The sequence below is a fragment of the Ancylobacter crimeensis genome (genome assembly GCF_023016805.1).
GTDB lineage: Bacteria > Pseudomonadota > Alphaproteobacteria > Rhizobiales > Xanthobacteraceae > Ancylobacter > Ancylobacter crimeensis.
On record NZ_JALKCH010000005.1, the window covers coordinates 1 to 25,375 of the forward strand.

The 25,375-nt window shown below is 63.5% G+C and carries 30 protein-coding genes and 1 tRNA gene; 16 read left to right on the forward strand and 15 right to left on the reverse strand.

The features are described from left to right. The 4 genes from MWN34_RS19790 to MWN34_RS08140 form a co-directional block, all read right to left on the reverse strand. Nucleotides 1-62: NAD(P)-binding domain-containing protein (locus tag MWN34_RS19790; RefSeq protein WP_425532081.1), on the reverse strand; the 62-nt coding region annotated here is incomplete at its 3' end. A 51-nt stretch (nucleotides 63-113) separates the two neighbouring features. Beyond that, the gene (locus MWN34_RS08130; protein ID WP_247028377.1) at nucleotides 114-1,103 is read right to left on the reverse strand and encodes a 2-hydroxyacid dehydrogenase; all 990 of its coding nucleotides are present in this window, start codon (nucleotides 1,101-1,103) and stop codon (nucleotides 114-116) included. Nucleotides 1,104-1,117: 14 nt separating this feature from the next. Then, nucleotides 1,118-1,525, reverse strand: coding sequence for a GlcG/HbpS family heme-binding protein (locus tag MWN34_RS08135; protein ID WP_247028380.1), 408 nt, complete (start codon nucleotides 1,523-1,525; stop codon nucleotides 1,118-1,120). Between the two features lie 78 nt (nucleotides 1,526-1,603). After that, nucleotides 1,604-2,719: a 2-keto-3-deoxygluconate permease gene (locus tag MWN34_RS08140; protein WP_247028382.1), complete on the reverse strand. Its 1,116-nt coding sequence runs from the start codon at nucleotides 2,717-2,719 to the stop codon at nucleotides 1,604-1,606. A gap of 302 nt (nucleotides 2,720-3,021) precedes the next feature. Between MWN34_RS08140 and MWN34_RS08145 the strand changes: the two genes are divergently transcribed. Together MWN34_RS08145 and MWN34_RS08150 are read left to right on the forward strand one after the other, a co-directional pair. Beyond that, nucleotides 3,022-3,879 (forward strand): IclR family transcriptional regulator, encoded by an 858-nt coding sequence (locus MWN34_RS08145; protein WP_247028383.1) that lies wholly within the window; start codon nucleotides 3,022-3,024, stop codon nucleotides 3,877-3,879. 531 nt (nucleotides 3,880-4,410) lie between these two features. Further along, nucleotides 4,411-5,637 carry a tyrosine-type recombinase/integrase gene (locus MWN34_RS08150; protein ID WP_247028384.1) on the forward strand — a complete coding sequence of 409 codons (1,227 nt, stop codon included), beginning with the start codon at nucleotides 4,411-4,413 and terminating at the stop codon, nucleotides 5,635-5,637. 762 nt (nucleotides 5,638-6,399) lie between these two features. Here the strand turns inward: MWN34_RS08150 and MWN34_RS08155 are convergent. From MWN34_RS08155 to MWN34_RS08165, 3 genes are all read right to left on the reverse strand, one after another. Next, entirely contained in the window at nucleotides 6,400-7,068 is a 669-nt protein-coding gene (locus MWN34_RS08155; RefSeq protein WP_247028385.1) for a Fic family protein, read from the reverse strand. A 71-nt stretch (nucleotides 7,069-7,139) separates the two neighbouring features. Further along, complete coding sequence (locus MWN34_RS08160) at nucleotides 7,140-7,340, reverse strand: hypothetical protein (protein ID WP_247028386.1); 201 nt, start codon at nucleotides 7,338-7,340, stop codon at nucleotides 7,140-7,142. A 202-nt stretch (nucleotides 7,341-7,542) separates the two neighbouring features. Continuing rightward, on the reverse strand, nucleotides 7,543-7,749 hold the full coding sequence (locus MWN34_RS08165) for a hypothetical protein (protein ID WP_247028387.1): 207 nt from the start codon (nucleotides 7,747-7,749) through the stop codon (nucleotides 7,543-7,545). 138 nt (nucleotides 7,750-7,887) lie between these two features. Between MWN34_RS08165 and MWN34_RS08170 the strand changes: the two genes are divergently transcribed. After that, a complete protein-coding gene (locus MWN34_RS08170; RefSeq protein WP_247028388.1) occupies nucleotides 7,888-10,503 on the forward strand; it encodes a serine protease in 2,616 nt (871 codons plus the stop codon). Between the two features lie 212 nt (nucleotides 10,504-10,715). Here the strand turns inward: MWN34_RS08170 and MWN34_RS08175 are convergent, their stop codons facing one another. The 4 genes from MWN34_RS08175 to MWN34_RS08190 all read right to left on the reverse strand — a co-directional run bounded on the left by MWN34_RS08175 (nucleotide 10,716) and on the right by MWN34_RS08190 (nucleotide 12,145). Further along, entirely contained in the window at nucleotides 10,716-11,000 is a 285-nt protein-coding gene (locus MWN34_RS08175) for a BrnA antitoxin family protein (protein ID WP_247028389.1), read from the reverse strand. Then, nucleotides 10,960-11,235, reverse strand: coding sequence for a BrnT family toxin (locus MWN34_RS08180; RefSeq protein WP_247028391.1), 276 nt, complete (start codon nucleotides 11,233-11,235; stop codon nucleotides 10,960-10,962). The genes MWN34_RS08175 and MWN34_RS08180 overlap by 41 nt, the downstream gene beginning before the upstream one ends. Nucleotides 11,236-11,657: 422 nt before the next feature. Continuing rightward, the gene (locus tag MWN34_RS08185) at nucleotides 11,658-11,912 is read right to left on the reverse strand and encodes a hypothetical protein (protein WP_247028392.1); all 255 of its coding nucleotides are present in this window, start codon (nucleotides 11,910-11,912) and stop codon (nucleotides 11,658-11,660) included. Then, nucleotides 11,909-12,145 carry a helix-turn-helix domain-containing protein gene (locus MWN34_RS08190; RefSeq protein ID WP_247028394.1) on the reverse strand — a complete coding sequence of 79 codons (237 nt, stop codon included), beginning with the start codon at nucleotides 12,143-12,145 and terminating at the stop codon, nucleotides 11,909-11,911. Before MWN34_RS08190 ends, MWN34_RS08185 begins: the two co-directional genes overlap by 4 nt. Before the next feature lie 68 nt (nucleotides 12,146-12,213). Between MWN34_RS08190 and MWN34_RS08195 the strand changes: the two genes are divergently transcribed. From MWN34_RS08195 to MWN34_RS08240, 11 genes are all read left to right on the forward strand, one after another. Next, complete coding sequence (locus MWN34_RS08195; protein WP_247028396.1) at nucleotides 12,214-12,720, forward strand: hypothetical protein; 507 nt, start codon at nucleotides 12,214-12,216, stop codon at nucleotides 12,718-12,720. After that, nucleotides 12,720-12,896, forward strand: a complete 177-nt coding sequence (locus MWN34_RS08200) for a hypothetical protein (RefSeq protein WP_247028398.1) — start codon at nucleotides 12,720-12,722, stop codon at nucleotides 12,894-12,896. Before MWN34_RS08195 ends, MWN34_RS08200 begins: the two co-directional genes overlap by 1 nt. After that, complete coding sequence (locus tag MWN34_RS19600; protein ID WP_281502936.1) at nucleotides 12,862-13,740, forward strand: DUF927 domain-containing protein; 879 nt, start codon at nucleotides 12,862-12,864, stop codon at nucleotides 13,738-13,740. The genes MWN34_RS08200 and MWN34_RS19600 overlap by 35 nt, the downstream gene beginning before the upstream one ends. Further along, nucleotides 13,733-15,097 (forward strand): DUF927 domain-containing protein, encoded by a 1,365-nt coding sequence (locus MWN34_RS08205; protein ID WP_281502937.1) that lies wholly within the window; start codon nucleotides 13,733-13,735, stop codon nucleotides 15,095-15,097. The genes MWN34_RS19600 and MWN34_RS08205 overlap by 8 nt, the downstream gene beginning before the upstream one ends. A 10-nt stretch (nucleotides 15,098-15,107) precedes the next feature. Beyond that, nucleotides 15,108-15,581 (forward strand): hypothetical protein, encoded by a 474-nt coding sequence (locus MWN34_RS08210; protein ID WP_247028400.1) that lies wholly within the window; start codon nucleotides 15,108-15,110, stop codon nucleotides 15,579-15,581. A gap of 3 nt (nucleotides 15,582-15,584) precedes the next feature. Beyond that, nucleotides 15,585-15,776: a helix-turn-helix transcriptional regulator gene (locus tag MWN34_RS08215; RefSeq protein WP_247028401.1), complete on the forward strand. Its 192-nt coding sequence runs from the start codon at nucleotides 15,585-15,587 to the stop codon at nucleotides 15,774-15,776. Between the two features lie 89 nt (nucleotides 15,777-15,865). Beyond that, nucleotides 15,866-16,126: a helix-turn-helix transcriptional regulator gene (locus MWN34_RS08220; protein ID WP_247028402.1), complete on the forward strand. Its 261-nt coding sequence runs from the start codon at nucleotides 15,866-15,868 to the stop codon at nucleotides 16,124-16,126. A 226-nt stretch (nucleotides 16,127-16,352) separates the two neighbouring features. Then, complete coding sequence (locus tag MWN34_RS08225; protein WP_247028403.1) at nucleotides 16,353-16,976, forward strand: head maturation protease, ClpP-related; 624 nt, start codon at nucleotides 16,353-16,355, stop codon at nucleotides 16,974-16,976. Next, nucleotides 16,973-17,266, forward strand: a complete 294-nt coding sequence (locus tag MWN34_RS08230) for a phage tail assembly protein (protein WP_247028404.1) — start codon at nucleotides 16,973-16,975, stop codon at nucleotides 17,264-17,266. The genes MWN34_RS08225 and MWN34_RS08230 overlap by 4 nt, the downstream gene beginning before the upstream one ends. Nucleotides 17,267-17,402: 136 nt before the next feature. Then, on the forward strand, nucleotides 17,403-19,232 hold the full coding sequence (locus tag MWN34_RS08235) for a phage tail tape measure protein (RefSeq protein ID WP_247028405.1): 1,830 nt from the start codon (nucleotides 17,403-17,405) through the stop codon (nucleotides 19,230-19,232). Between the two features lie 58 nt (nucleotides 19,233-19,290). After that, the gene (locus tag MWN34_RS08240) at nucleotides 19,291-20,238 is read left to right on the forward strand and encodes a hypothetical protein (protein ID WP_247028406.1); all 948 of its coding nucleotides are present in this window, start codon (nucleotides 19,291-19,293) and stop codon (nucleotides 20,236-20,238) included. Nucleotides 20,239-20,358: 120 nt separating this feature from the next. On the opposite strand, the gene MWN34_RS08245 is transcribed toward MWN34_RS08240, so the two are convergent. The 4 genes from MWN34_RS08245 to MWN34_RS08260 form a co-directional block, all read right to left on the reverse strand. Next, nucleotides 20,359-20,435 (reverse strand) — tRNA-Arg (locus MWN34_RS08245). A 375-nt stretch (nucleotides 20,436-20,810) separates the two neighbouring features. Further along, nucleotides 20,811-21,662 carry an SDR family oxidoreductase gene (locus MWN34_RS08250; protein WP_247028408.1) on the reverse strand — a complete coding sequence of 284 codons (852 nt, stop codon included), beginning with the start codon at nucleotides 21,660-21,662 and terminating at the stop codon, nucleotides 20,811-20,813. Beyond that, entirely contained in the window at nucleotides 21,659-22,825 is a 1,167-nt protein-coding gene (gene queG, locus MWN34_RS08255) for a tRNA epoxyqueuosine(34) reductase QueG (protein ID WP_247028827.1), read from the reverse strand. Before queG ends, MWN34_RS08250 begins: the two co-directional genes overlap by 4 nt. Beyond that, the gene (locus tag MWN34_RS08260) at nucleotides 22,822-23,511 is read right to left on the reverse strand and encodes a glutathione S-transferase family protein (protein ID WP_247028410.1); all 690 of its coding nucleotides are present in this window, start codon (nucleotides 23,509-23,511) and stop codon (nucleotides 22,822-22,824) included. The genes queG and MWN34_RS08260 overlap by 4 nt, the downstream gene beginning before the upstream one ends. Nucleotides 23,512-23,734: 223 nt before the next feature. Between MWN34_RS08260 and MWN34_RS08265 the strand changes: the two genes are divergently transcribed. Further along, the gene (locus tag MWN34_RS08265; RefSeq protein WP_247028413.1) at nucleotides 23,735-24,175 is read left to right on the forward strand and encodes a VOC family protein; all 441 of its coding nucleotides are present in this window, start codon (nucleotides 23,735-23,737) and stop codon (nucleotides 24,173-24,175) included. A 171-nt stretch (nucleotides 24,176-24,346) separates the two neighbouring features. Then, the gene (locus tag MWN34_RS08270) at nucleotides 24,347-25,267 is read left to right on the forward strand and encodes a sugar phosphate isomerase/epimerase family protein (protein WP_247028415.1); all 921 of its coding nucleotides are present in this window, start codon (nucleotides 24,347-24,349) and stop codon (nucleotides 25,265-25,267) included. Nucleotides 25,268-25,375 lie beyond the last annotated feature (108 nt).

Here is a 25,375-nt window from a genome sequence, read left to right on the forward strand (position 1 = left end):
TCGATCAGGTGACCCGCCATCGGCGCCCCCATGATCCCCAGACCGACAAATCCGACCTTCATCTTCGTTCCTCGTTTCTGGTCGCGTTATTTTCGAATCCGCATGCCCACGCTTCAGGCCGTCTTCCGCAGTACGTCCGGGTTGACGCAGGTTTCCGGAGCCCGGCCGTTCAATACCTTGATGATGTTGCCGGCGGCGATCCGGCCCATGGCGATGCGCGTGGCCGGCGTCGCCGAGGCGATGTGTGGAACGATGACAACATTGCGAAGCTCGGCCAAGCCCGGCGCCAGCTTCGGCTCGTCCTCGAACACGTCGAGCCCGGCGCCCCAGATTTCGCCGCTGCGCAACGCCTCGACGAGAGCAACCTCGTCCACCACCGGTCCTCGGCTCGCATTGATGAGCACGGCGGTCGTCTTCATTGCCCGGAGCTCGGCCGCGCCAATGTAGTGATGGGTCTCCGGCAGCAGCGGCACATGAAGGGTCAGGAAGTCGGCTTCGCGCAGCAGGGTATCCTTGTCGACATGGCGTGCACCGAAGGCTGCCTCGAACGCCCGATCCGGCCTCACATCGCTGTAGATAATATTCATATCGAAGGCGTGCGCCTTTTTAGCGACGTTCCGGCCGATGCGTCCGAGGCCGGCGATGCCGAGTGTCCGGCGATCGACATCGAGACCGACGAAGGTCATCGGCGCCCAGCCCTGCCAGCAGCCCTGCCGAACGAAGGTATCCGCTTCCGCGATGCGCCTCGCCGTGGCGAGCAGCAGCGTCATGGTGTGCGTCGCAGTGGCATCGTCCAGCACGCCGGGCGTGTTGGTCAGGACCACGCCGCGGCGGGTGGCGGCGGCAACATCGAAATTGTTGAAGCCCACCGCGTAATTGGCAACGATCCGCAATTGCGGCCCGGCGGCGTCGAGAACCTCGCCGTCGACCGTGTCGGTCAAAAGCGTGATCGCCGCGTCCCGTCCGCGCAGCCGCTCCTGCAACTCTGCGCGGCTCAGGGCACGGTCGTCGTTATTGACCTCGACATCGAAATGCGCGCGCAGTTCCTCGATCGTCTCGACTGGAATGGCGCGCGTCACATAAACGGATTTCCGGTTCGTCATGATGCGGATCCTGATCAGAAAGTGCCGTACGACTGCGCGAGGCCATCCGCGATGGCCTGATCCTCGCTCGGCGCGAGGCCGCTGATGCCTACCCCGCCGAGAACCGCGCCGGCGGCGTCTTTCAGCACCGCTCCGCCCGGCAATCCAGTGAGGCCGGGATCGCAAAAGGAGCTGGCCTGAATGTTTTCCCGCTGCAAACGCTCAAGGAAGACGTCTGTGCCCACTCCCATGCGGGCGGCGGAGTAGGCCTTTCCCTGGGATATCGCGATGCTTCGGACGGGGGCGCCGTCGGCACGCGCGAAGGCGAGGAGAAAACCGTGCGCATCGCAGGTGGCGACGCAGATCGGGCGGCCGGCATAATTGGCAGATGCCCGCGCGAGCCCTTCCGCGACGAGGCGACGGGCCTGTTCATAGCTGATCATCGATGGAGGCCTGTACGGTTGAGGCGGGTGGTCCGGGACAAGTAACTCGGGCCACCGCGCCGTGAGGCTGGGAGAAGGTCAGGACTTGGCCTGCTCGTAGAGTGGACGGTCGGACACCAAGGACGGTGCCGCGGGACCGCTTGCCACCAATCCTTCGGCCAGCTTGGCGGCGTTCTGCTTCTGCACCTTGCGGTAGACCCAGGCCGTCAGAAGGGGTGTGAGCACCGCAGTGACGATGACGGAGGCCGCCACCTGCACCGTCGCGACCGGAGCGATCGCGGCATAGGAGGGATCGGCCGCCGCGATGGCCTTCGGTACCGCCGCCGCATTGCCCGCGGTGCTGGACGCAGCCGCGCCGGCAACGCCCGAGCCGCCCAACAGCCTGTCGACGAAGACGCAGCAGAGGCCGGTCACGGTGAACACCAGGATGCCGAGCAGGATGCCGGAGAGACCGCCGGCAACGACATTGTTCAGGTTGATGTTCTGGCCGAGCGTGAAGGCCATGAAAGGCACAACGAGCCCTTCCTTCGAGCCGAAGAACTCACGAAGATCATCGTCGAGATTGCCCAGGATGGCGCCGGCGAAGATCGGAGCAATGACTGAAACCATCGACAGCCAAGGAATATTGGCGAGCCCCGCGCCGACCAGGATGACCATCGTCAGAAAGGGGCCGGTTTCGATGCTCTGTGCGACATAGGTTCCGGCATCCTCCTTGCTGCCCATGGCGCTGGTCAACGCCATGAACATGCCGCCATTCGTGTCGCTCATCGCCACGAGCAGCGCCAGCGTGGACAGGCCGAACAGCTCGCCGTCGAAAAATTTCGCGACCGACAGCGAGATGAGCATCGCCACGCCGACCTTCGCGAACAGGATGCCGAAGCCCCTCTTCAACATGGTGGGTGCGGCTTTGAAGGTCATTTTCGTGCCGACGGTGAAGAGATACATGCCGAGCACGGTCGGATACCCGGTACCGCTGAGCGCCTCGGTAAACCCTCCAATCTTGAGCAGGTTTGGAAAGAAGGTATTGATGATCATGCCGATAAACAGCGGCACAACCATCAGCCCTCCGGGAACCTTGTTGATCGTCTGGTAAATCTTCATGGAGCGGCATTTCCTCTGATGTTCTGATGTTCTGATGTTCTGATGTTCTGATGTTCTGATGTCCGACGGCCGGGCCGAACCATTCCACGGCATGTAGATCGAACGATCTGGTATTTATTTACCTTTATCATTGCGCGTCACATGCTTCTGCTTGGTAACGCGGAGATTCGGCGTCGAGCAGCGAAGGAGCCGGTCCGGCTCGACCGGTCACGACGTCTTCCCTCCTACCGGGTGTGCCGGCGTTTATCGCGCGTCAGGGACCGTCCATCTGCCGCGAAAGGTCGATACTCGGCACACGTGCTTCCTCTAATAAATTTCCATATATGGAATTATAATTCGTTATATGGTCATGCTAATTCCGCGACGAGCGAAGATCAATGGGGTCAGGACGGTTGATGCCAGCAGGTATCGTTGATAGTGCGCTGTGCGACGTTTCGGGGCAGGCGATGACCGACCAGGATCCGCATTCGACGAAGTCACCGGCTCCCGCCCTGACCAAGGGGTTCGCCATACTTGAGCTTTTGGCCGAGACGCCGGGCCTGCGTTTCGCGGAGATCCGCGCGCGGCTCAATCTGCCCAACAGCAGCTGCCACCACCTCGTCAACACGCTATGCCAGCTGGGCGCGCTGCAGATGAACGAGCAGCGCGGCTATGTCCTCGGCCTGCGCCTGCTGGAGCTTGGCGCGCGCGCGGTCGGCCAGCGGCAGATCGAGCATCAGGCGCTGCCCTTCCTGCGCCGCATGTCGCAAGAGTTGCAACTCACCTGCCATCTCGGCGTGCTGGAGGGGCACGCCGCGGTTTATCTTCTAAAGGTCGAAGGGCAGCGGGAGATCCGCGTCAACACCTGGGTCGGCAAACGCCTGTCGCTGCACAGCTCCTCGCTGGGCAAGGTGTTGCTTGCCTGGCTCCCGGCCGCTGATGTCGAGGACCGGCTTCGGCATGCGACCTGGGAACAGAAGGGACCGAAGACGATCACCGATCCGGCGCAATATCGCGCGCACTTGGCCGAGGTGCGCGATCAAGGCTGGGCGCTCGACGACGAGGAGGACAATCCCAACATCCGCTGTATCGCTGCGCCGGTGCTGGACCTTCATGCGCGTGTCGTAGCAGCAATAAGTGTCGTCGGCACCGTTCTTGACGTCGTACCCAGTCATATCGACGCTTTGGCCTATGCGGTTCGCCGCACTGCGGATGAGATTTCGCGCGAACTTGGCCATCGCTCTCTGGACGAAACCCCGGAGTTTCGGCGCTGAGGCCCGGGCACCGATCTCGCCGGCGTGCCCAACAATCACCCTAAGGGCGCATCCCGGCATGAAAGGTGTGCCAAAGGCGAGTAATGCCGAGTCGGCGTGTGAGCCTTTGGTGCCGATACGGCTGGGACGGCGGCTATCGCCGTGACCATCTGCGCGCACTCGCACAGCGCATCGAAGTTGACGACGCCGAGGCTCGCATCATGGGATCGAAGTCGGAATTGCTGCGAACACTCGTCGCCGCTTCGGGAGGGAAATCGGCGGCGTTCGGCGCTCAGAGTTCTGTTCTGAAATGGCGCACCCGGCACGATTCGAACGTGCGACCTTTGCCTTCGGAGGATTTCGGTCGGGTAATTTCGCGACATCGCCAGAGATTTCATCCTTAGGGTAAGCCTCTGAAAATAAGCGGTATTCCTGCTCTGTTCTGATCGTGCGAAATGGCGGGCATATTCCCGAGATGGGCATTTCGTGGTGAGTATTTGGTGAGTTTTTCCGCAAGGCAAAGGTTGCCACGTGCCCAGGCTCACCAAGTCCATGGTCGATGCCGCCGTACCAAGGGAGCGTCAGTTCACCCTCTGGTGCAGCGAGCTGCCTGGCTTCGGCGTCTATATCCATCCAACTGGCCGGCGGACCTATTTCGTCGATTACCGGAATGCTGATGGCGTCAGACGTCGAATGACGATCGGCCGGCACGGCAAGATCACGACGGAGGAGGCCCGCAGGCTCGCCATTGCCACCATGGGCGAGACGGTGCGAGGCGAAGATCCAGCGCTCGAACGGGCGACCCGCCGCAGCTCACTCACCGTCTCGGAGCTTTGCGACAATTACATCGCTGCCGCCGAGAGGGGGCTGATCATGGGCAAGCGAGGGCGCGCAAAGAAAGCGACCACGCTCTATGTCGATCGCGGCAGGATTGCCGCTCACGTCAAGCCGTTACTGGGCAAGAAGCTGGTCCGTGACGTGTCAAAGGCGGACATCGCCAAATTCATCCGCGACGTTGCGGCCGGAAAGACCGCCGCGGATCGGAAGACTGGAAAGGCACGTAGCAGGATCATCGTGGAGGGAGGTGCCGGTACGGCTGCCAGGACGGCCGGCCTGCTCGGCGGCATCCTCAGCTATGCCGTTTCGGATGGCGTGATCGACACCAATCCCGCAACGGGCGTGAAGCGCCCGGCCGACAAGCGAAGAGAGCGACGGCTGACGCCGGCGGAGTACGGCAAGCTGGGCGAGGCGCTGCGCCAAGCCGCCAGCGAGACGGAGATCGAGCAGGTCCTCGCGGGTGTGAATCTACTCGCGCTGACGGGCTGCCGCATTGGTGAGATTGCCAAGCTCAAATGGTCCGAGGTCGACGAGGCCGGACAATGCCTGCGGTTGGAGGATACGAAGGAAGGTGCCAGCGTGCGGCCTGCCGGTCGTGCTGTATTCGACCTGCTGGCGACCATCACAAGACGGCCGGGCTGCCCCTACGTGCTGCCGGCGGCGCGCGGCGGTTCGGAGTTCTATGGCGCCCTGCCGGCGGGCCTCGCCCGCATCGTCAAAAGAACGGGACTCTCTAGCGTCACGGCTCACACCCTCAGGCACAGCTATGCCTCCACCGCTGGCGACCTGGGGTTCTCGGAAAGTACCATCGCCGCGCTGCTCGGCCATGCCGCCGGGACCGTTACCAGCCGATATGTCCACCATCTCGATAGTGTCCTGGTCGCCGCCGCCGACAGGGTGACTGACGCCATTCTCGCGCACATGGCGCGCGCGGGAGAGTGATTTTCGTTCTCAGCTACATCGTTTTCGCGGGGAACACGGGGAACACGGGGAACAATGCTGGTAAGTCCTGTAATATCAATGTGTTAGCTTGTTCCCCAGCTTGTTCCCCGCGTGGGGAACAGTCGGGGAACAAGGGGAACAGAGTGTGATTGGGGTTCGCCAAAAATGGCTGCTGTGCGAAAGTGGACGTGCAACGTCGGATATTCGACCGGAGGTGGTTTCTGTGCGCGATCAAGATTTCGATCCTGCGAGCTTTCTTGCAAGACATGCAGAGCACCAGACAACGATCTGGGATAATCCCCCGAGTGACGGCAAAGTCCATTGGGTTGGAAGCTGCCTCTACCCCTCTTTATCAGAAGCTATTGAAGCTATGTGTAGGGCAGGCAATGGTGCGCCCATGCAAATGGTCGTTCATGCAAAACCTGATCGCTTTCTTGAGCGAGCCGAGATTAATGCCCTATGCGAGCATGTGATCAGCGGCACATAGCCCGTAACATGCTGAACGACCTGCTCGAAGATGGGCTGCCGGCGGTCGAGATGCGGCAGGGCTGGGTAACGATGGCGCCGGCCATCAAGGAGCTGGAGCGCGCCATTATCGGGCGGCGATCCTGTGGGCGGCTGGACAGGTCAGAAAGCCCCGGCCGGGCGACACGGCGCGCGAGATCGTCGAGGGCGCGGCGGCATAGTCAAAACAAATGCACGCCTTAGTGTAATGAAGTCGTAAATTGTTTTGAATCGAATATTATAGGCAAAAATATCGCGTCACGTGCCATTATTTTCTTCCGCGGGTATTGACGTCAGCTGCTCAATAAAAAGCCGTTTAATAAAATCATTCATAGGTCTTAAGTCTGCACTTCCAGTCTCGGAAAATGTTGAATCCGCCTCACGTAATGCAGCTTCGAATTCTGGTTTGTTACTCATTATAAGGTCTATAACAGTCGGCGTCCCCGGAATCATGACGCCAATTTTTAGACAAAGACAAGCATACGCAAACGCTCTAGCTGCGCGTCCATTGCCGTTCACAAACGGATGTATCCAATTTATTCGCCAAAGACACCAAGCAGCTATAGCAATGGCGTCCGCTTTTTCCCACATGACGGTCAAATCAGCCTCAAACGACGCCATATGACCTTCAACTTCGCTGCACGTGGGAGGCTGATGCACTATGGTTCCATCTGGTCGACCGACTCGCACCTCAATTCCCCGGTACTCACCCGGATTTATCAGGAGAAAGAGGGTCCCAGCATGATGAAGCGCCTTAAGTGCCCGTGCATTCGGTGGAGCGCGACAGCCATTTTCGGGATGAGACCCAAAAAGGGCCGTCAGTAACCGAAAAAGCGCCTCGATGACATTTACCTGATTCGCGAAATTCAGGAACTCGATGTGGTGAGCCGCGGGACCGTTGACCAATTCCCAATTATCGTCGCGCATGCTCGACTCACGAAAAAGAACCCGGAAAAACCGGGTCCTTACGTAACATCCGAACTACTTTAAATACAATCCTATCGCTTCCCGGTCACTGCCGTGGAATGGCCTTCGTGCTCGTCGAGAAGCTCCTCGACCTGCTCACGGGTAAGGGAGGAATTCTTATCCTTCAGCCCCATAATGAGGCTCACGCGCTGCATGCGGCGCTCATTGGGAGTCATCTTGTGAGCACGAGCTCGTGCAACAAGATCCTCCAAAGTTGGGGTGCGAGCCAACATTCATACCTCCTCCGAAAACAAGGAAACCCTTGATTAAGCCTCATCACAACGAACGACGAAGCTCTATGGTTTCGAAGGCGGCCGTGGGCAAAACAAACATAGGGCGATTTGGCAATCCGTTCAATCGGAATTGCATGTCCGCCTTTTTGCATAGCTGAGCATTTCCGCTATGCGCGCTTGTCCCGTAAGCTCCGTCTGTTCCTTACAAATTATCCAACGTGTAGCGGCTTTCCGGTTCTTCCGCGCCTTCGGCGATCACGGCATCAATCGCTTCGATCGCGAGCTGGATATGGGCGACCGTCACGATGCCGTCATCATGGTGATCGCTTCCGATCCGATATGCCTCTTTCCGGCGGCGCTCCACGAGATTGGCGCGCAGGTTCTTCAAATCCTCAATCGTCTTCGTCATCAGCGTTCCTTCCTCAACCTCACCCCCGGCCCCTCGCCGTCTCTGACACGAATATCACGCCGGCAGTCGCCAGCACGGGGCGTCGCATCGAAGGAGTGCCTTGGCTGTGTGAACTGCCCGTCCAACGGATAGAGATCATTGAAGGATGCTTCCCGCCCGGTATGCTTTGCCCAGGGTGCCTTTGGGGGTGGGATGTCGTATCGACAAATTATTGCTGCGGTCCTTGCCGCGGCTGTGTTGGGCAGTGGTCTGGCGCGCGCCCGAGCAGAAGACTTCACGCCTCCGCGTAACAAGCAATGGGTGATGCTCGCCAGCACTCAGGATCTCGACACAGCAATAGGGATTGCTCGATCCTATCGAGGCCAAGCCCGCGTCGTTAAGGCCAGGAACGGCTGGTATGCGGTCGCGCTAGAGCCGCACGCCGGAACAATGGAAACCATCCGCAAGGCGGTCGACTGGCCGCCTCTGCCTGCCGACGCCATGCTCTCCCAGGGCACAGGCTATATTGAGACGGTCTGGCGCTATTCCGAAGTGCCGCAGGTGACCGCAAAGGTAGGGAAGGATAAGCCCGGCACCGCGCGGATGGCCGGCCTCGAAGTTACCCTCACCCGCGAGCCGGCGCAGGAAGGCTGGACCGCCCATCTCATCGGCAGAAACGCTTCTGGCGTGTTGTTCGACCTAAGGCAGCGATTCGAGACGGCGGCGGACTACGATTCGTCGCTCAGCATCCTCGAGCTGGACCGCTCCAACGGCACACCGGAAGTCGTCTTCGATTCCTTCTCGGGAGGCGCCCATTGCTGCACGACGATGGTCGCCGTCACGCGCATCCCCGGCGGCGAATGGAAGCTGGTTCCTCTCGGAACCATTGATGGCGAGGGAATGAGTTTCGAGGATGTCGACAACGACGGCACGGCCGAGATCGTGCGAGGCGATAACCGCTTTCTCTATACGTTCGATTCCTATGCCGGGTCGATGCAGCCCGTTCTCATCGAGAGGCTGAACGGCACCCGCGTCGAGGATGTGACGACGCAGCCTGCCTTCCGCAGCCGGATCGTGCAGGACGTAAGGTGGATGGAATTCCTTGCCAAATCGGAGCCGAAGCTGTGGCGGTCAAACGGCTTCCTTGCTGCCTGGGTCGCAGCGAAGACCCGCATAGGCGAGGGTGTGGAAGCGTGGCAGCGCATGCTGCCACTCTATGATCGCTCTACTGATTTCGGCATCTCGGTCTGCACCACGGCCAAGCCGCTGACGGACTGTCCGTCAAGCGAGCAACGGCAACTGTCTTTTCCTGAAGGGCTTCGGCGTTTCATGGCGGAAGCCGGCTATGGCAACGGACCGATTGGCGATGATGCAGGCCGCGCGGCGCTGGCACCGACCTCGCTCAAGGATGCCCGTGCGGCCTTTCTGGCCCTCCCGGTCGAGCGCCGCCGCGATATCCAATTGCTCCTGGCGACGCTCGGACACTGGCCGGCGGTCGCCAATGACAGTTTCGGGCCGAAGCTGTTCGATGCGATCCGCGCTTTTCAGGCGTCGGTTGGAAGGGAGGCAACGGGCGTGATGACGTCCGATGATTATAATACGCTGCTGACAGCGGCGTCGCCCGTGCTTCGCATGTGGGGCTTGGAGCGCGTGCGCCATCCCGCCGGGAATGCAACGCTGTGGGTCCCACAGGGTCTCGGTCTCGAGCGGAGGGTTGAGGATGGGGATCTGATCCTCAAATCAGCGCACTACAATGTAACCGTATTGTTCTTCCAGATGGTCGGCGTCTCGCTTGCCGGCGGACACGCTTCGATGCTCGCCCGACTTGGCGCTGATGGGCATGTGATCGACTATTCCCTATTGAAACCGCAGTTCTTCGCCATCAGCAGCCATCGCGATGGCATGTCGGTCTACAGCCGATTCCAAGCGATCGCCGGTGGGATCGTGGGCTTCTCGCTCGTTTGGCCGTCCGACTCGGATGCACATGGTGAGCGGCTATCGACGGTAATGTCCGATCTCTTCCGGGCGGAGAACGAACTGCAGCAGCGCCGCTCGCCGCCTGCACCTATCGTTGAGATAGTCCATGCGCCCGCCGCAGCGCCCGAACCCGGCACAGCCCCATCGTCCCGCCGTTCAGATCCTGCACCGACCGATGCCGCCGTGTCCGGTTCAGGATTTTTCATCGCTGCCGACAGCCTCCTCACGAATGCACATGTGGTGAAGGGTTGCACAGACGTCGCTGTCTCGGTCAGTGGACGCACGTCGCCCGGCCGCGTCGCAAAGCGGGATGCGGTGAATGACCTTGCACTTGTCGAGACATCGGCGCGCAGCGTCACCACCGCACGCCTTCGCCTGGGCGTACGCTTGGGCGAGGATGTCGCCGTGTTCGGTTATCCGCTCAGTGGCCTGCTCGCGAGCTCAGGCAACTTTACCAAGGGCACGGTAACGGCGACCGCGGGCATGGGTGACGATACCCGCCGTCTTCAGATTTCCGCGCCGGTTCAGCCCGGCAACAGCGGAGGGCCATTGCTCGACGAGTCCGGGAACGTGGTCGGAGTTGTCGTCGCGAAGATCAACGCCGTAGCGGTGGCAGCCGCGACCGATGATATTCCACAGAACGTGAACTTCGCGATCAAGAGCGCAATCGCAGCCAGCTTCCTTGAGTCCAATGGCGTATCGTACCAATCGGGCTCCCTTGGCGAGGCGTTGAAGCCGGCCGACCTCGCGGAGAAGGCTCAATCCTTCTCAGCCTTCATTGAGTGCACGCCGAATTGATGCTTTGCGGCCAGCGCCTACCGTATCTGTCGGAAACCGACAGATGGATAAATCCTCCCGCCCCCGCCTCGTCGAGCGCAACGGCACGGTCTACGAGCAGAACACCGCCCGCATTGGCGGCGCGCCGCGTCTCTCCGCATCCGAACTCGCGGAGGCCCGCGCGCTTCGGAGTGTGGAGCGAGCCGACCCGCAAGGCAAGACAAGACGCAGGATCAGATACCCAGCGCCTTGCGCAGCGCCTCATTCATCCGCACCTGCCATCCTGGCCCGCCGGAACGCAGCGCGGACAGCACGTCAGGATCGAGGCGCACCGACACCTGTTCCTTGGGCTTGTCGATCTTCGGCCGGCCCCTGCCTCGGGTGAGCGTACCCTGCGCCGGGCGCAGCACCTTGCCGCCTTCCGCCAGCTCGGCGCGGTCGAGCTGATCTTCCGTCCATTCCGGAGCGTCGTCGGGGTCAACCCAGACGGGGGAGGACTTTGCGGGCTTCCTTGTCATGGCAATGCCTCATGCTGATGACGTGGCGACCTTCGCCGCGTGGGGTCCAAACGATCATCACCAGCCGGTCGCGCACGATGCCGTAGGACTGGAAGCGATCCTCGCCATAGTCGAAACGGTCGTCGCGCTGCGTCAGGGTGCGGCCCGCGAAGGCAATGGCGCTATCGGCCTCAAGATCGAGCCCGCGTTCCCGCAGGGTCGTCTCGCGCTTCGTGGGGTCGCTGGTGATCTTCATGTGATTATGTGTATCACAGAAAATCAGGGACGCAATAACCGTATCACAAAAATAATGTACGCGCGTTCGCTTCCCCGCTGCCGCCTGCAGTAAAGTCTGCCGGCTGACGGGTACGGATGAGTGGACGGCAGCGCATTAGGAAGAAGGGTTCAAGGTTGGTTAAGTTGTTTTGGCTCCGACATCTTCCCGCGCTCTAGGGCGGGGTGAATAGGGGAGGCCTAACCGCTCCGCTATTCCCTTGACTTGCTCAAAGGTTTTGTCAGAGCAAACCTGTTTCAATCCCTTATTGTTATGGTGGCGTCGCTTTTTGGCGCCGTTCGGATGCCGGGCAGGATCAAATCTCATGAAGGCGACCATTCCCTCTTGGGAGCCGCACCCCGGCACCGCAGCCATTCTCCGCGATGAATTCGACGCCTGCAACTTCAGGCTTCGACGATACGCAGACTTCCGGGTGAGATGAGCGACCCGCGCTTGCCTCTCGCATGCATCCAGAGAGAGTGACCCCGGCGGATCAACGCTGCGGCTTCTTCCAACGTCTTCACATAGACGGCGAATTCTGCGTGGTGCTTGCGCCGGCCGTAGAGTGGATCGCCCAGTTTATATCCGCGCGGCGTCAGCAACGGCTCTTCGACCACGCCCGGGCGTGGCTGGGTTCTTTCAATCCGGAGGATGCTCATACTCTCTTCCTCAACCTCACCCCCGGCCCCTCGCCATTCTCCGAGACGAAGATGATGCCGGCAGATTCAAGGGCGCGGCCGATTGCTTCCATCGCCTCCGCCGAAGCGGCTGGCTTGCCGGAGCCCTCAGCGCGCTTGAGCGTCATGGTGGAGATGCCGGCGGCCGTCGCCACCTCCTGTTGAGAGAGCCCTAGCAATGCCCGCGCTGCTCTCAATTGTTCCGAAGAGAACATATCTATTGATCCATTTAGAACAGTCATCTATGTTCTAATTGTATCATCTCTATCACAGGAGCACGCCCATGGGCACCCATGCCGGCGAACGGGAAAACTATGTCCGCAGCTTCACCATGGTGGAGCAGGCGGCCTTGAGGAGACAGGCGGAGGCGACAATTGAGGCGCTGCTGGACCTGCTGAATGAACTGGACGGTCCTGACAATGACGACGAGCCCGGCACATGGCCGGAGGCCGAATGGGTCCGCGCCAGCGACGCCCTGCCGGACGAGAACTGCGAGGCCAATGGCGATGAACTGGATGCCTCGGCACCGGAGGGGTGGCGGGCCGTTCGGCTTGCCTGCCTGCACGAGGACGCAGAGGAAGACGATGCGCCGGAGGATGACGACCCGCGCGAGAACACGTCGCTCGAGACTTACGGAATGGGCTTCGTTCGGTCCGGCCCTGATGACGCCGAGGACACTCATGACGCGGAGTGGGACACCTCGGACTATGAGCCCAGTCTCGGCTGGTGCGCCCATGAGCGCGGCATCTCCTACAACGGCACCGACGACCTCGAAGCGGGGTGGCTGTGATGGCGAGCGCCAGCGATTCCTTCCGCCACGCGGTCGCGGAGTTCGAGCCGCGCATCGCCGATATGGTGTTGATGGCGAGTATCGCCTCCACGCTGATCGGTGACGCATTGGAGTTCGCGGATCCTGTCGCGCCCCGAGGACATGGTGCTGATCACGGAGGGCGAGAAATCGCGTGACGCTGCGGCGGTGCTGTTCCCCGACATGGTGGTGACGACGCCGGCACATGGCGCCAAGAGCCCGCATTTGACCGATTTCGCCCCGCTCGCCGGCCGTGTCGTGGTGATCGCCATCGACAATGACGGGGCCGGGCAGCAATTCGGCGACAAGGTGTGCGATCTGGTGCGCACGGCCGGCGCGGATGCCGTCCTGCACCTCCCTCCCGATCGGCTGGGAGCATGGCGTTGGCAGGACGGCGAGAAGCTGTTGCGTGACGAGCCGCTGCCGGAGGGCTGGGACCTTGCCGACGCGCTGGAAGAAGGCTGGACCGCCGAGGCGGTGGCGGCGCTCTACAGCGATCCGGCGTTCCTGCCGCCCTATCGCGATGCCGAGGAGCGCGAGACGCTGCGCCGTCGCGAGGCCGGCGAACCGGAGGAAACCACCCGCTGGCCCTTCCGGCTGGCAGCGAACGGTGTCGAGAAGCGCATCGAGCGGGCGGACAAGGAAACCGGCATGATCACCGTCGAATGGCGGTGGTTCTGCTCCCTGCTCGATGTGGCAGCGGAAACCCGCAGCTCGGACGGCGAAGAATGGGGGCGGTTGCTCGTCGTCACCGATCGCGACAGGCGCACCAAGGAATGGGCGATGCCCATGGCGATGCTTGCCGGTGACGGCACCGCCTATCGCGAGCGCCTCCTCTCCCTTGGCCTCGTCATGGCGCCGGGCAAGTTCGCCCGCGATGCCCTGCACGAATACATCTCGACCGCCCGCCCCGAGGTGAAGGCCCGCTGCGTGGGCCGGGTCGGCTGGCACGTCCGCTCCTTCACCCTGAGCACCCTCACAGTGGAGCCGGCCCATGGCTGAACGCATCATCCTGCAGACCAATGGCGCGGTCGACCACGCCATGCGCAATGCCGGCACCCTTGAGGGATGGAAAGAGCATGTCGCCCGCTATGCTGTCGGCAATTCCCGGCTGGTGCTGGCGCTCTCGACCGCCTTTGCCGCCCCGCTGCTCTATCCGACAGGAGCCGAGAGCGGTGGCTTCCATTTCCGCGGCGCGTCCTCGACCGGCAAGAGCACGGCACTTGTAGTCGCCGGCTCGGCTTGGGGCGGTGGCGGCATCCGGGGCTATGTGCGCACCTGGCGCGCCACCTCGAACGGGATCGAGGGCATCGCCAGCATGCATTGCGACTGCCTGCTCTGCCTCGACGAGATGGGGCAGGTGGACGGGCGCGAGGCCGGGCAGATCGCCTATATGCTGGCGAATGGGGTCGGTAAGGCGCGCGCCAGCCGCACGGGTGAGGCCCGGCCGGCGGCGGAGTGGCGGCTGCTGTTCCTGTCGAGCGGCGAACTGAGCCTTGCCGACAAGATCGCGGAGGATGGCCGGGGCCGGAAGGCGGCGGCAGGCCAGCAGGTGCGCATCGTGGACATTCCCGCCGATGCCGGGGCCGGGATGGGCCTGTTCGAGAACCTGCACGGCTTTCCTTCGGCCGATGCCTTTGCCCGGCACCTCAAGATGGCGGCCGGCGAGCATTACGGGCACGCCAGCATCGCCTTCCTGCGCACGCTGGTCGACAATTTCGATGCCATCGCACCGAACGTCAAAGCCTATGTAGATGAGTTCCTCGAAGAGAATTGCCCGACCGATGCCGACGGGCAGGTGAGCCGCGTGGCGGCCCGCTTCGGCCTTGTCGCCGCCGCAGGGGAGATGGCGACGCTCGCCGATGTTCTGCCCTGGGAGCCGGGCGAGGCGACACGGGCGGCGGCGCGCTGCTTCCGGGACTGGCTTGCCATGCGCGGTGGCGTGGAGCCTGCGGAGGAAAGCGAGGGGATCGCCACGGTGCGCCGGTTCATCGAACTGCACGGCACCTCGCGTTTCGAGGCCATGGGCGATCTGGCACCGAAAGACGGTTTCGGCGGCCCGGTCGAGCAGCGCATCAGCAATCGCGTCGGCTTCCGCCGCCGTGCCGATGGTGGGGGCATCGAATATCTCGTGTTGCCGGAGGCATGGCGCACTGAGGTGTGTGCCGGCCTCGATGCGGCGGCGGTGGCGCGCACGCTGGCCCGGCGCGGCTATCTCGCCACCGACAGCGAGGGCAAGCCCCAGGTGAAGACCCGCCTGCCGGGCTTCGCCAATGCGGTGCGCTGCTACGTCATCCCGGCGGACATCCTGGGCGAGGCGGAGCCCGCGCCTGTAGCGGCCGGCGGGCCCTTGTTCTGAGGAGATGCCCATGCCGGACCTCAGCCGCTTCGCCATCTTCGCCAGCAAGAGCCGGCCTGTTCCCCTTGTTCCCCAGCCCGTGGAACGCCGGGGAACAAAAGGTGAAACAGGAAAAGCCATTGTAAATCATACACTTGGATATTCCGTTCCCCGTGTTCCCCACGTTCCCCGGCAAAACGATGTAGCTGAGAACGCATCGCGGTCGGCTGGTGTTGTTCCCCGTGTTCCCCACGCCCCGGAAGGCTGGGGAACAAGTCGGGGAACAGCACAAAGCGTTGAGGATAAAGGGTTTGTGGGCATTGTTCCCTCTGTTCCCCTTGTTCCCCGCGAAAACGATGATGGCGGAAACGAAAATGAGTGGCGGTACGCCTACGACGAGCGTGCCGGCATCCTCGAATATGACGAAGGCCTGCCACGGGCGGAGGCCGAGCGGCTGGCTGCCGAACAGATCGCCCATTCCCGATTCCTCGCGCGTGAAAGGTGAGCCATGTCCGACCGCGTCCTTCGCACCATGAAAGTCATCGCCAAGCGCCTCGGCGTCTCGTCCGCCACTGTGTGGCGCTACGCTGCCTATGAAGGCCTGCCTGTCTTCAAGATGGCGTCGGGTCCGACGTCGCCGCTCTGTATTCGGGAGAGTGATCTCGACGCTTGGCTGAAAAGCAGGTCGGAATGTAAATGACCTGAAATGCAAGAAGTATTCGATTTCTGATCTGATCCTATATTAAACGAACTGAGCTATAACTGTCTGAGCTATTCAACTGACCGTCCATGAACAAGGACACAGGGCTCACGATGGTCAAGATCGTTTCTGACGGTGATGTACTCTATGGGGCATCTGCCATTGCCGAGTTTCTCGGCCTCCCTCCCAAGCACATCTACTACCGGGTGAGCGTCGGCGACCTGCCGACGTTCCGCCTTGGCGCCATCATCTGCGCCCGCCGCTCCACCCTGCACGCATGGATGGCTCAGCAAGAGGGGACCGTCGGCACCGACCATTCGCGGGCCGGGATGATGGAGCCGAGAGGATGACGGACAAGCAGGATAGCCGTAGGCACGGCTGCAAAAGACCGTCGCAAGGCGATCGGCTTTCTCTATCGATTTCAAAAGAAAATTGCTCCAAAGATAATTCAGAAGAAAGTTCCTTTCGTTCGGGTCCTTCCCGGCTACCCCCGGCCATGGGTGTTTCGGAGGCTCGGGACATCCCTAGCGATAAAATTTTCCTATGGGGTAATGATAATATTCGGCGGACCGGCCCATGCAGGTAGCCGCCCAAAAACTCGTTGCCGACGGGGCCTTGTGGCTCTGGGGGGCGATCGGGACGACCGATCCCTATTGGCCGATGATCCGCGCCGCAGATGTAGAGGCGGCGCTCGCCGAGATGGCCGGGCCGGTGGTGGTTCGACTGAACAGCGGCGGCGGATCCCTCGGCGAGGGTCTGAAGATCTGGGCCTTGCTCGCGCAACATCCGGCGACGGTGACCATCATCATCGACCGGCTTGCTGCATCGGCCGCTTCCATCATCGCCATGGCCGGTGATCACGTCGTGATGCGGGCCGGGGCGGAGATGATGATCCACCGGCCCCGGCAGGTCTCCATGACGTCCGACAAGGCGCTTCAGCTCATTGCGGCCGGTGTCGCCTATCGCGCCGATGCCTGCGCCAGCATGGCCCTGGACATCGTGGCGATCTACGCCGCGCGGACTGGCCTGCACTCGGAGACGATCGAGCAACTCCTCGATGCGGCTGCGGTCATGTCCGGTCGTGAGGCCGTTCGTCTCGGCTTCGCGGACGAGGCTGACGTCCTCGCGTGGCAGCCATCCAGCCTCCTGCCTCATCAAGCCCTCTGTGCCGGTACGGCGCTTCATGGAGAGATCTCATGACCACGATTACGTTTTCCCGTTCGACCACCGCCTTTGGAGAAGAAGTTCAGGAGGTCGAACTGAGGGAGCCGACGGGCGCTGAAATCCGCCGGATCGGCCTTCCCTTCATGTCCCTGCCGTCGGGGGCGATCGACTTCGATATGGACCGCGTGGCGCAATACGCGGTGCTGCTCGCGAAACCTGCACTCACGCCCATGGCGGTCGACAAGCTCGGCGGTGGGGACCTCATCCGCCTAGCCGTCGGTCTCGCACCTTTTTTCGGGGATTCGACCATCCCTCCGACGTCGTGAGGCTGGCTTTCGATCTGGCGTGGTTTTGGCGGGCCACGCCGGATCACTACCTCGCCAAGCCGCTCTTGGAACTTGTTCAGGACCATGAGGACACGGTCGCCTTCATGGAGCGCAACAGAAAGGCAGAGGATCGAGCATGAGCCAGCCTCTCGACATCCGCGGCGTTGCCGAAATCAGCGATCGCGTCTCCCCGACACTGGCACGCATCAGTGCGACCATGGCGGGGGTCGCACGTAATCCCGCTCTGAAGCGCGTGGCCTCAGACATGAGCGGGCTGCGTTCGGCATCGGTCCTGACGGGCCGAGCTCTGGCTGGGGTCGGCGGCGCACTGAAGACGGTGGCGTGGAATTTCGCTGCCGTGGGGTCTGTCGCGGCGCTCGGAGTGGCCACCTATTTCGGCGCGGTTGCGACGGCGGCCTATTCCGCCGCGAAGTCGTTCGCCGCCGCTGGAGCCGAGGTGTCCGACGTGGCCGGGCGGCTCGGGGTGTCCGGGGAGAAGCTTCAGGAGTGGCGCTACGCCGCACAGGCGAGCGGCGCTTCGGCTGGCGCCCTCGATGCTGGCCTCAGCAGGCTTCAGAAGACGATGGTCGATGCGAGCCGTGGCAAGAACAAGGATGCCGCCGCGCTTCTGCATAAACTCGGCATTTCGGCCAAGGACGCGAAGGGGCACATCAAGCCTCTTGCGACGATCATGCCGCAGCTTGCCAAGGCGTTCGAGAAGAACACCGACCCGGCGCTGCGCGCCCGCATGGCTATGGCACTTTTCGGGGAGAGCGGCGCCGCGCTGGTGCCGATGTTGGCGGACGGGAAGCGGGGGCTCGAAGAGTTGGCGGCGGAAGCCCGGAAGATGGGCATCATCCTGTCGGAAGAGGACATCAAGCGCGCCAAGCGGCTGAGCGATGAAATCGACAAGACCGGGACCTCCCTCCACGGTCTCGGCCTCACCATCGGCTCGGAACTGGAGCCGGTCATGACGCCGATGCTCGGGCAGTTCCGGGAATGGATTGCCGTCAACCGCCAATGGATTGCCCTTAAAATTCGGCAGGTCGTGGAGAGCCTGCGTGACGCCTTCAAGGACTTCGACATCAAGGGCTTTGTCGAGCAGACCGAGCGAGGTTTCAGGCGCATCGACTGGGCGATTGGTAAAATCGGTGGATGGAGGAACGCATTCATCGGCTTTGCTGCCATTCTCTCCTCACCTGTGTGGCTGCCGCTCCTGAAGACGGCGTGGGCGATCGGCACCGTTGCCGGCCGCATCGTGCGCACTGGCGCCTCCCTTCTCGCCCTCGGCGGCTGGCCTGTAATCCTCGGCGTCGCGGCCATCGCCGGAGCGCTGAACAACTGGCAGGAATTTTCCGCAGGCGTCTCGGGCATCTGGAACGGCTTCAAGACGATGTTCTCGGGCGACGTGTTCGGAGGCATCGTCGGGATATGGACGGGGGTGTTCGAGACCCTCAAGTCGATCATCCGGGGCCTGCTCGCGGTGGTGGACGAGACATTCGGCACGGACCTGCGGGGCGCGCTGGAAAATGCGCTATCGTGGCTTGGCGGGTTCCTTGAGGAAAATCTGTTCGGCCCCTTCAAGCGGATCATCGATCGCATCAAGGGTCTGTGGGAAAGCCTATCGTTCACGGTGCCGTCGATTAACACGCCGGCCACCAACGGCCCGCATGGGGAGACGGTCCAGCCGACCAATCGCCCACGCGGCGCTCCGGCACTCAATTCGGCGCCGGCTACGCCGTCCCAACCGTCGCGCGGGCGGTACGGCGCCCTGTCCGATCGTCCGAGCCTCTACGCCATGGAGCGGGGTGTGCGGCAGGCCGATGCAGGCTCCGCCGTTCGCGGCGGGGCCACCCTGAACGTCCGATTCGCCAACGCACCGCCCGGCACCAAGGCCAACGTCACGCCGCAAGGATCAATCTTTGGCGACTGGAGCCTCGATATGGGCCTTCAGGGCACCGGCTGACGACAAGCGCAGGCACCACGCAATCTGCCAACTCCTGCACCCTCCAATGGAGACGACGATGAAGATCTTCGACGCATTGAAGAACATCCTGAAAGACCCGCAGCGATCGCCGGCCGATCTCGCCACTGCCGTGGAAGACGCCCGTGCAGTCGTGGCCGAAGCCGGCGCCGAGGTCGAGCGCCTTCAGGGTGAGCGCAGGGCTATGCTGACGGCGAGCGAGCCCGACCGCGCGCGTCACAAGCAGGCCCTTGCCGCGGCCTCCGACCGCCTGGCGGATGCACGGCTCTATGTCGAGGCTCTCGAGGAGCGTCGTGCCGAAGCCCAGAAGCAGGCGCAGGAAGTCATGCGGGTTGAGCGCTACGAGCACGCGCTGGCCGCGCGCGATGCCGCCGCCAAACGGCTTGCGAAGGAGTATCCGCACCTCGTGGGCATCTTCGTTGATCTGATGGAGGCGGTCGCTGGTGCCGACCTGATTGTCGACGCGGCGAACGCCGATCTTCCCACCAGCAAGCCACCGATTGCGCGCACGGAGGCACACGCACGGTTCCCCCGCCGGCAGCGGGAAGTGCTGAGCGACCGGGTTGAATTCCTCTGGGTTGCGGAGGGCATGTCGCAGCCGCTGGACAATCAGAGCCTAGTGCAGCCGACCGGGGCAGATGTGGGCGTAGCCAGGGTAAGCGACCCTCGACATAACCCGCTATGGGCTGTGCGCTCGCATGTACCCGTTCACCGCTGTGCGTTCCGCCGGATTGAATATCGCCCGGCCGACCCCGTGGTGGCGCCCCCGAACGTGCTCTCCGGTTCCGTGCGGCTGCCGGCCATGCGGGAAGGGAGCCTGTCGTGGGGCTACAGCCAGGGTCGGATCGTTGATCCGCCGGAGGTGTTGGAAGAGGTGCACGCGGTCCGCTCTGCAAAGGCGGCATGGAAGGCTGAAGCGGTTGATCCAGCCCCGGTGACGGTCGAATTCGAGAGGATAGACGATCCCGTTGAACAGACCGCCGCCTGACCATCCTGCCGGACCGACAGCTTCAGAACGGCCGCGCCTAGGTGCGGCCGTTTTGGTGAGTATTTGGTGAGTAGCTTCACTCGGGCAGAGGTGTCTGAGCAGCTAAGTATTTGAAATAATTGGCGCACCCGGCACGATTCGAACGTGCGACCTTTGCCTTCGGAGGGCAACGCTCTATCCAGCTGAGCTACGGGTGCCCGGGGCGAATGTAAATGCCCTGAGAACGCGCCTTTCATAGCCGAGGGTTTCGATGCGGGCAACTGTTCGCAGCGTTCCCCACAACAGGCAGGCATCAGGCTCTTCGCCGAACCTGTCCGATGCCCGGCCTCGGCCGACCAGGCGCCGACGGTACATTGCGTCCGCCCCGTCCGCACGGCCAGCATTCACATCCACTCCGCGCCCCCATCCGTAACGCGAACGAGGTGGACGCCGAGGCTCAGGGCAATCATTTGGCGCGACTCCTGCGAGGCGTTCGCCGCATTGCGCTGGAGCGGCGGGTACGGTGCGCGGGATGGGTCTTGAGCCCCTTGCTGTCCAGAGGGTGTCCGTGCGCGGGTTGCCGTTGTGTCTGGTTATCGCCGGTTCGTTTGGTGGAGGGCGGCGAGGCCCGCGCGATAGTCCGGGTAGCGCAGCGTGACGCCGAGCCGGCACTTGAGGCGCTCATTGCGGACGCGGCGGTTGTCCTGCCAGAACGACAGCGCCATGGGCGACATGGCAGATGCGGCTTCGGCAAAGGGAACCGGTGCCGGTGGCGCGATGCCGAGCAATTCCGCGGCGTAGCGCACGGGCGCGCAGGAAGGGGAGGGCTCGTCGTCGACGACGTTCACCGCTCCGTCGAAGCCGGTCTTGATGGCTGCGGCGAGGGCATTGGCGATGTCGTCGACATGGATCCGGTTGAACACCTGCTCCTCGCGCTCGATGCAGCGCGCCTTGCCGCTGCGCAGGTCCTCCAGCGCATTGCGGCCGGGCCCGTAGATGCCGCCGAGCCGCAGCAGGGCGACCGGACGCTGCCGCCGCTCGCCGAGCGCGCGCCATTCGGCTTCCGCCTCCAGCCGGCGGCGGCCGCGCGGATTGGTGGCGGGCGGGGCGTTGTCTTCGTCGATCCAGCCCCCGCCGGAATCGCCGTAGACCCCGATGGTGGAGAGATAGGCGATCACGCCGCTCCCGGCGCGATCGAGGGCTTGCGCGAGCTTTGCGGCGAACGGATCGCCGGTTTCGCCCGGCGGGGCGGAAACGAGCAGGACGTCCGCCCGACCGGCGGCGTCGATCAGTGCGGGGGAAGCGGCGGGAATGAGCTCGACCCGTCCGGCAGGGCTCGGCATGGCCTCACGCGTCGAGCCGAGGATGCGCGTGAAGCCGTCGCCGTGAAGGGCGACGAAGCGCTGCGCGCAATAGCCGTAGCCGAGGCAGAGAAGCGTCGTCATGACGTGTTCGCGCTCTGGTGGGCGGGGGGGTCTCCTAACATGGAACCGGCAGCGAGCCATTCCGCCCGCACCTGCGGATCGTCTTCGCTCGCCAGATGGGCTGTGCGCAGTTCTTCCAACGCGCCTGGTGCCAAAAGTTCGCCCAGCGCCCACGCCGCGGCACCGCGTACCAGTGCGGCAGGGTCGGCGAGCAGCGAGATGGCATCCGGCACGAGCGCGGCGTCTCCGGAATTGCCGATCGCGACAAGCACGTTGCGCAGGAAGCGGGTGCGGCCCGTGCGCTTGATCGGGCTTTTCGAGAAGCGCAGGCGGAACGCTGCATCGTCAAGCCGGGCGAGTTCCGCCAGCGCGGGTGCCCGGTTCTCGGTCCGGGCGGCAAGGCGGGCTTCACGGCCAAGGGCGGCGAACTTGTTCCACGGACAGGCGGCGAGGCAGTCGTCACAGCCATAGATCCGGTTGCCGATCGCCTTGCGCAGGCCATGCGGGATCGGGCCGCGATGCTCGATGGTGAGGTAGGAGACGCAGCGCCGGGCGTCGATGCGGTAGGGGGCGGGAAACGCCGCCGTTGGGCAGGCGTCGAGACAGGCACGGCAGGAGCCGCAATGGTCGTGCTCGGGCGCATCAGGCGGAAGTGCCAGGGTGGTGGCGATGGCGCCGAGGAAGAGCCAGGAGCCCCGCTCACGGGAGACGAGGTTGGTGTGCTTGCCCTGCCAGCCGATCCCGGCGGCCGCGGCGAGGGGCTTTTCCATGAGGGGCGCGGTATCGACGAAGACCTTCACGTCGCCGCCGGCACGCGGCACGAAGCGCGAAGCGATGCGCTTGAGCTTGCCCTTGATGAGCTCATGATAGTCGTCGCCGCGCGCATAGACCGAAATGGCGCCGGCGCTGCGCTCGGCGAGGACGTGGCGGGGGTCCTGGTCCGGTCCGTAATTGAGGCCAAGCATCAGCACTGCCCCGATCTCGGACCACAGCGCCCGCGGGCTGGCGCGGCGTTCGGCAGTCTCCGGCATCCAGTCCATGTCGCCATGGGCGCCGGTCGCGATCCACTCCTTCAGGCGCGGTCCGGCCTGCGGGATGGCATCCGGGGCAGCGATGCCGGCGGCGTCGAACCCCTCGCTCCGGGCGAGGTCGAACAGAAGGACCTTCGCCGCTTCCGGCGTCAGAAGTCGAGATCCGCGTAGGTCGCGGAGGGGGGAATGCCGGCCATCGTCACCGCCAGCAGCGGGCGGAAGGAGGGGCGCGACTTGATCCGCGCATACCAGGTCCTGGCGGTCTCGTCCTCGTCCCACGGCACGTCGCCCAGATAGTCGACACAGGAGATGTGGGCGGCTGCGGCAAGGTCGGCATAGGAGAGGCGGTCACCCGCGAGCCAGTTCCGCGCCTTCAGCAGCCAGCCGATATATTGCAGATGATAGCGGACATTGGCGCGGGCCGCGCGGATCGCCTGCATGTCCGGCGGGCCGCCGCCGAATTCGCGGGGCATGAAGCGCTTGAAGATCTTTTCGCGCACCAGCGGCTCGGACACTTCCAGGAAGAACTTGTCGTTGAACCAGGCGGCGAGCCGCCGCACCTCGACCCGCGCACCGATGTCGACGGGCAGCATGCGGCGGTCGCCATAGCTCGCGCCGCGCGTCTCGTCGATATATTCACCGATGATCGTGGCGCCCGGCACGGCAAAGCCGTTCGGCTCGACCAGCACCGGCGTGGCGCCGGCGGGATCGAGCATGAGGAAGTCCGGCCGTCGCTCCCAGACGCGCTCCTCGACGAGGGTCGGCTCAAGCCCGTACTCGCTCAGGAGGAGACGGACGAAGCGGGAGTGGGGGCAGAATGGATGATGATGGAGATGCATCGCTCGGGGAGAGTTTCGCCGCCTCGGCAGGGTGCGACGTCCCCCGATCTAGAGACGTTCGTGTCACACTGCAAGTGATAGCCCGGTCAATCCCCCCGGCACGGCATGCCGGAGAAACTCGCCAGTGGACCCCCGGGGCCGGTCGATGCAACATCTCCGTCGTGTAACGTCGCTACCCTGTCACCATCACGCCGAACGCGCAGCCGCGCTGGGAGCAACCGCCATGTCCGACGATCTGACCTTGCCCGAACACGGAACCTTCGTGTGGAACGAATTGCGGACGTGGGACGTCGCGAGCGCGAAGGCCTTCTACGGCACGACCCTCGGCTGGACCTTCGAGGAAATGCCGATGGAAGAAGGAGCGGCCCCCTACTGGGTGTGCCTCGCCGACGAGGAGATGGTGGCGGGCATCCTGCCCATGACCAGCGCGGATTTCGAAGGCACCCCTTCGCACTGGTTCGCCTATGTCGAGGTCGATGATGTCGATGTGCGGGTCGCGCTGGTCGAGGAAGCCGGCGGCACCGTCGTGCGCCCGCCCTTCGACGTGCCCGGCGTCGGTCGCATGGCGATCGTGAAGGCGCCGGACGGCGCTTCGATCGGCTGGATCACCTCCGCGTGGGAAGAGGAGGAGGACGAAGAAGACGACGAGGACGACGAGGATTGAGGGCGGCCCTCCGGGCAGCCCCGATCGCGCCCGCTTTCGACGCCGGCGCCCTGCCGTGCCATAAAGCGCGCCCGGACCTGCATCAGGGATGCCGCAGGTTCGGGTGCCCGACACTCCGCGAGGAGGTGTCGATCCGACGACGTCGATCCAACGACAAGGAACAACCAAACGATGCAGATGCAGATGACCGTTTCCCCCATCATCGCCACAGGTTTTTCGCTTCGTGAAGGCAGCCCCGAATTCGACGACCTCGCCGCGGGCCTCGACGAGGCGGAGGCGCTCGGCGTCGATGTGGTGGAACTGCCGGTCTATGCCTGGCATCTGATGGTCAATGGCCGGCTGCTGGACAGCCGCGTTAAGGATCTGGCCCGGATCCTTGCTGGCCGTTCGTTGAAGGCGAGCGTCCATGGCCCGCTTTCCGTCAACCTCATGGACAATGTCGAGCGTCTGCCGCGCCACGAGCGGGTGCTGGCGGCCAGCATCGAGCTGACCGCCGCAATCGGGGCGAAGCATCTCGTGGTCCATACCGGCTCGGTCCGCGGCCAGGACGATGTCGAGGTCGCCTATTCCCGGCAGCGCGAGGCGCTCGCTACGGCGGGCGACATCGCTCAGGCGGCGGGCGTACTGCTGTGCGTGGAGAACATTTTCCGCTTCGGCGATGTGCGCGAGACCGCGACCCCTTCGAAGCTCGCCGGTGAACTGGCGGCAATCGACCATCCGGCCGTCGCGGCGACGCTGGATGTGAGCCACGCCTATATCCGTGCGGCGCAGGACCGGCTGGATCCGCTGCCGGAGATAGCCGCACTGGCGCCCTATGCCCGGCACCTGCATCTGCACGATTCCTTCGGCCGCCCGTCCCAGCTCTGGACCTATGATCCCGCAGAGGCGGTGGCGTTCGGGGAGGGCGACCTGCACCTGCCGATCGGGTGGGGGGCGATCGAGTGGGACGCGGTAACCGAAAACCCGCTCCCGGCTGAGACCGTCGCGATCATGGAGCTCGACCCGCGCCATTGGAGGGAACTTGCCGGCCAGGTCCCGACGCTCAAGGCTTTGGCCGGGCGCTTCAGGCTCGCCGCTCAGGCCGCGGCCTGAGCGTTCCGCCGGCGGGTATCGGATGTGGGACGGCGGCGGGTGCGTCGCCGTCATTTTTCCGTGTTGGAAGCTTCTTGCGGGGCCAGCGGGGTGCCCCTATATCCGCCC

Excerpts from the sequence above, each read along its gene's own strand:
- MWN34_RS08130 (WP_247028377.1), bottom strand. The coding sequence starts at position 1,103 with ATGACGAACCGGAAATCCGTTTATGTGACGCGCGCCATTCCAGTCGAG.
- MWN34_RS08135 (WP_247028380.1), bottom strand. The coding sequence starts at position 1,525 with ATGATCAGCTATGAACAGGCCCGTCGCCTCGTCGCGGAAGGGCTCGCG.
- MWN34_RS08140 (WP_247028382.1), bottom strand. The coding sequence starts at position 2,719 with ATGCCGTGGAATGGTTCGGCCCGGCCGTCGGACATCAGAACATCAGAA.
- MWN34_RS08145 (WP_247028383.1), top strand. The coding sequence starts at position 3,022 with ATGCCAGCAGGTATCGTTGATAGTGCGCTGTGCGACGTTTCGGGGCAG.
- MWN34_RS08150 (WP_247028384.1), top strand. The coding sequence starts at position 4,411 with ATGGTCGATGCCGCCGTACCAAGGGAGCGTCAGTTCACCCTCTGGTGC.
- MWN34_RS08155 (WP_247028385.1), bottom strand. The coding sequence starts at position 7,068 with ATGCGCGACGATAATTGGGAATTGGTCAACGGTCCCGCGGCTCACCAC.
- MWN34_RS08160 (WP_247028386.1), bottom strand. The coding sequence starts at position 7,340 with ATGTTGGCTCGCACCCCAACTTTGGAGGATCTTGTTGCACGAGCTCGT.
- MWN34_RS08165 (WP_247028387.1), bottom strand. The coding sequence starts at position 7,749 with ATGACGAAGACGATTGAGGATTTGAAGAACCTGCGCGCCAATCTCGTG.
- MWN34_RS08175 (WP_247028389.1), bottom strand. The coding sequence starts at position 11,000 with ATGACAAGGAAGCCCGCAAAGTCCTCCCCCGTCTGGGTTGACCCCGAC.
- MWN34_RS08180 (WP_247028391.1), bottom strand. The coding sequence starts at position 11,235 with ATGAAGATCACCAGCGACCCCACGAAGCGCGAGACGACCCTGCGGGAA.
- MWN34_RS08185 (WP_247028392.1), bottom strand. The coding sequence starts at position 11,912 with ATGAGCATCCTCCGGATTGAAAGAACCCAGCCACGCCCGGGCGTGGTC.
- MWN34_RS08190 (WP_247028394.1), bottom strand. The coding sequence starts at position 12,145 with ATGTTCTCTTCGGAACAATTGAGAGCAGCGCGGGCATTGCTAGGGCTC.
- MWN34_RS08195 (WP_247028396.1), top strand. The coding sequence starts at position 12,214 with ATGGGCACCCATGCCGGCGAACGGGAAAACTATGTCCGCAGCTTCACC.
- MWN34_RS08200 (WP_247028398.1), top strand. The coding sequence starts at position 12,720 with ATGGCGAGCGCCAGCGATTCCTTCCGCCACGCGGTCGCGGAGTTCGAG.
- MWN34_RS19600 (WP_281502936.1), top strand. The coding sequence starts at position 12,862 with ATGGTGCTGATCACGGAGGGCGAGAAATCGCGTGACGCTGCGGCGGTG.
- MWN34_RS08205 (WP_281502937.1), top strand. The coding sequence starts at position 13,733 with ATGGCTGAACGCATCATCCTGCAGACCAATGGCGCGGTCGACCACGCC.
- MWN34_RS08210 (WP_247028400.1), top strand. The coding sequence starts at position 15,108 with ATGCCGGACCTCAGCCGCTTCGCCATCTTCGCCAGCAAGAGCCGGCCT.
- MWN34_RS08215 (WP_247028401.1), top strand. The coding sequence starts at position 15,585 with ATGTCCGACCGCGTCCTTCGCACCATGAAAGTCATCGCCAAGCGCCTC.
- MWN34_RS08220 (WP_247028402.1), top strand. The coding sequence starts at position 15,866 with ATGAACAAGGACACAGGGCTCACGATGGTCAAGATCGTTTCTGACGGT.
- MWN34_RS08225 (WP_247028403.1), top strand. The coding sequence starts at position 16,353 with ATGCAGGTAGCCGCCCAAAAACTCGTTGCCGACGGGGCCTTGTGGCTC.
- MWN34_RS08230 (WP_247028404.1), top strand. The coding sequence starts at position 16,973 with ATGACCACGATTACGTTTTCCCGTTCGACCACCGCCTTTGGAGAAGAA.
- MWN34_RS08235 (WP_247028405.1), top strand. The coding sequence starts at position 17,403 with ATGAGCCAGCCTCTCGACATCCGCGGCGTTGCCGAAATCAGCGATCGC.
- MWN34_RS08240 (WP_247028406.1), top strand. The coding sequence starts at position 19,291 with ATGAAGATCTTCGACGCATTGAAGAACATCCTGAAAGACCCGCAGCGA.
- MWN34_RS08250 (WP_247028408.1), bottom strand. The coding sequence starts at position 21,662 with ATGACGACGCTTCTCTGCCTCGGCTACGGCTATTGCGCGCAGCGCTTC.
- MWN34_RS08260 (WP_247028410.1), bottom strand. The coding sequence starts at position 23,511 with ATGCATCTCCATCATCATCCATTCTGCCCCCACTCCCGCTTCGTCCGT.
- MWN34_RS08265 (WP_247028413.1), top strand. The coding sequence starts at position 23,735 with ATGTCCGACGATCTGACCTTGCCCGAACACGGAACCTTCGTGTGGAAC.
- MWN34_RS08270 (WP_247028415.1), top strand. The coding sequence starts at position 24,347 with ATGCAGATGCAGATGACCGTTTCCCCCATCATCGCCACAGGTTTTTCG.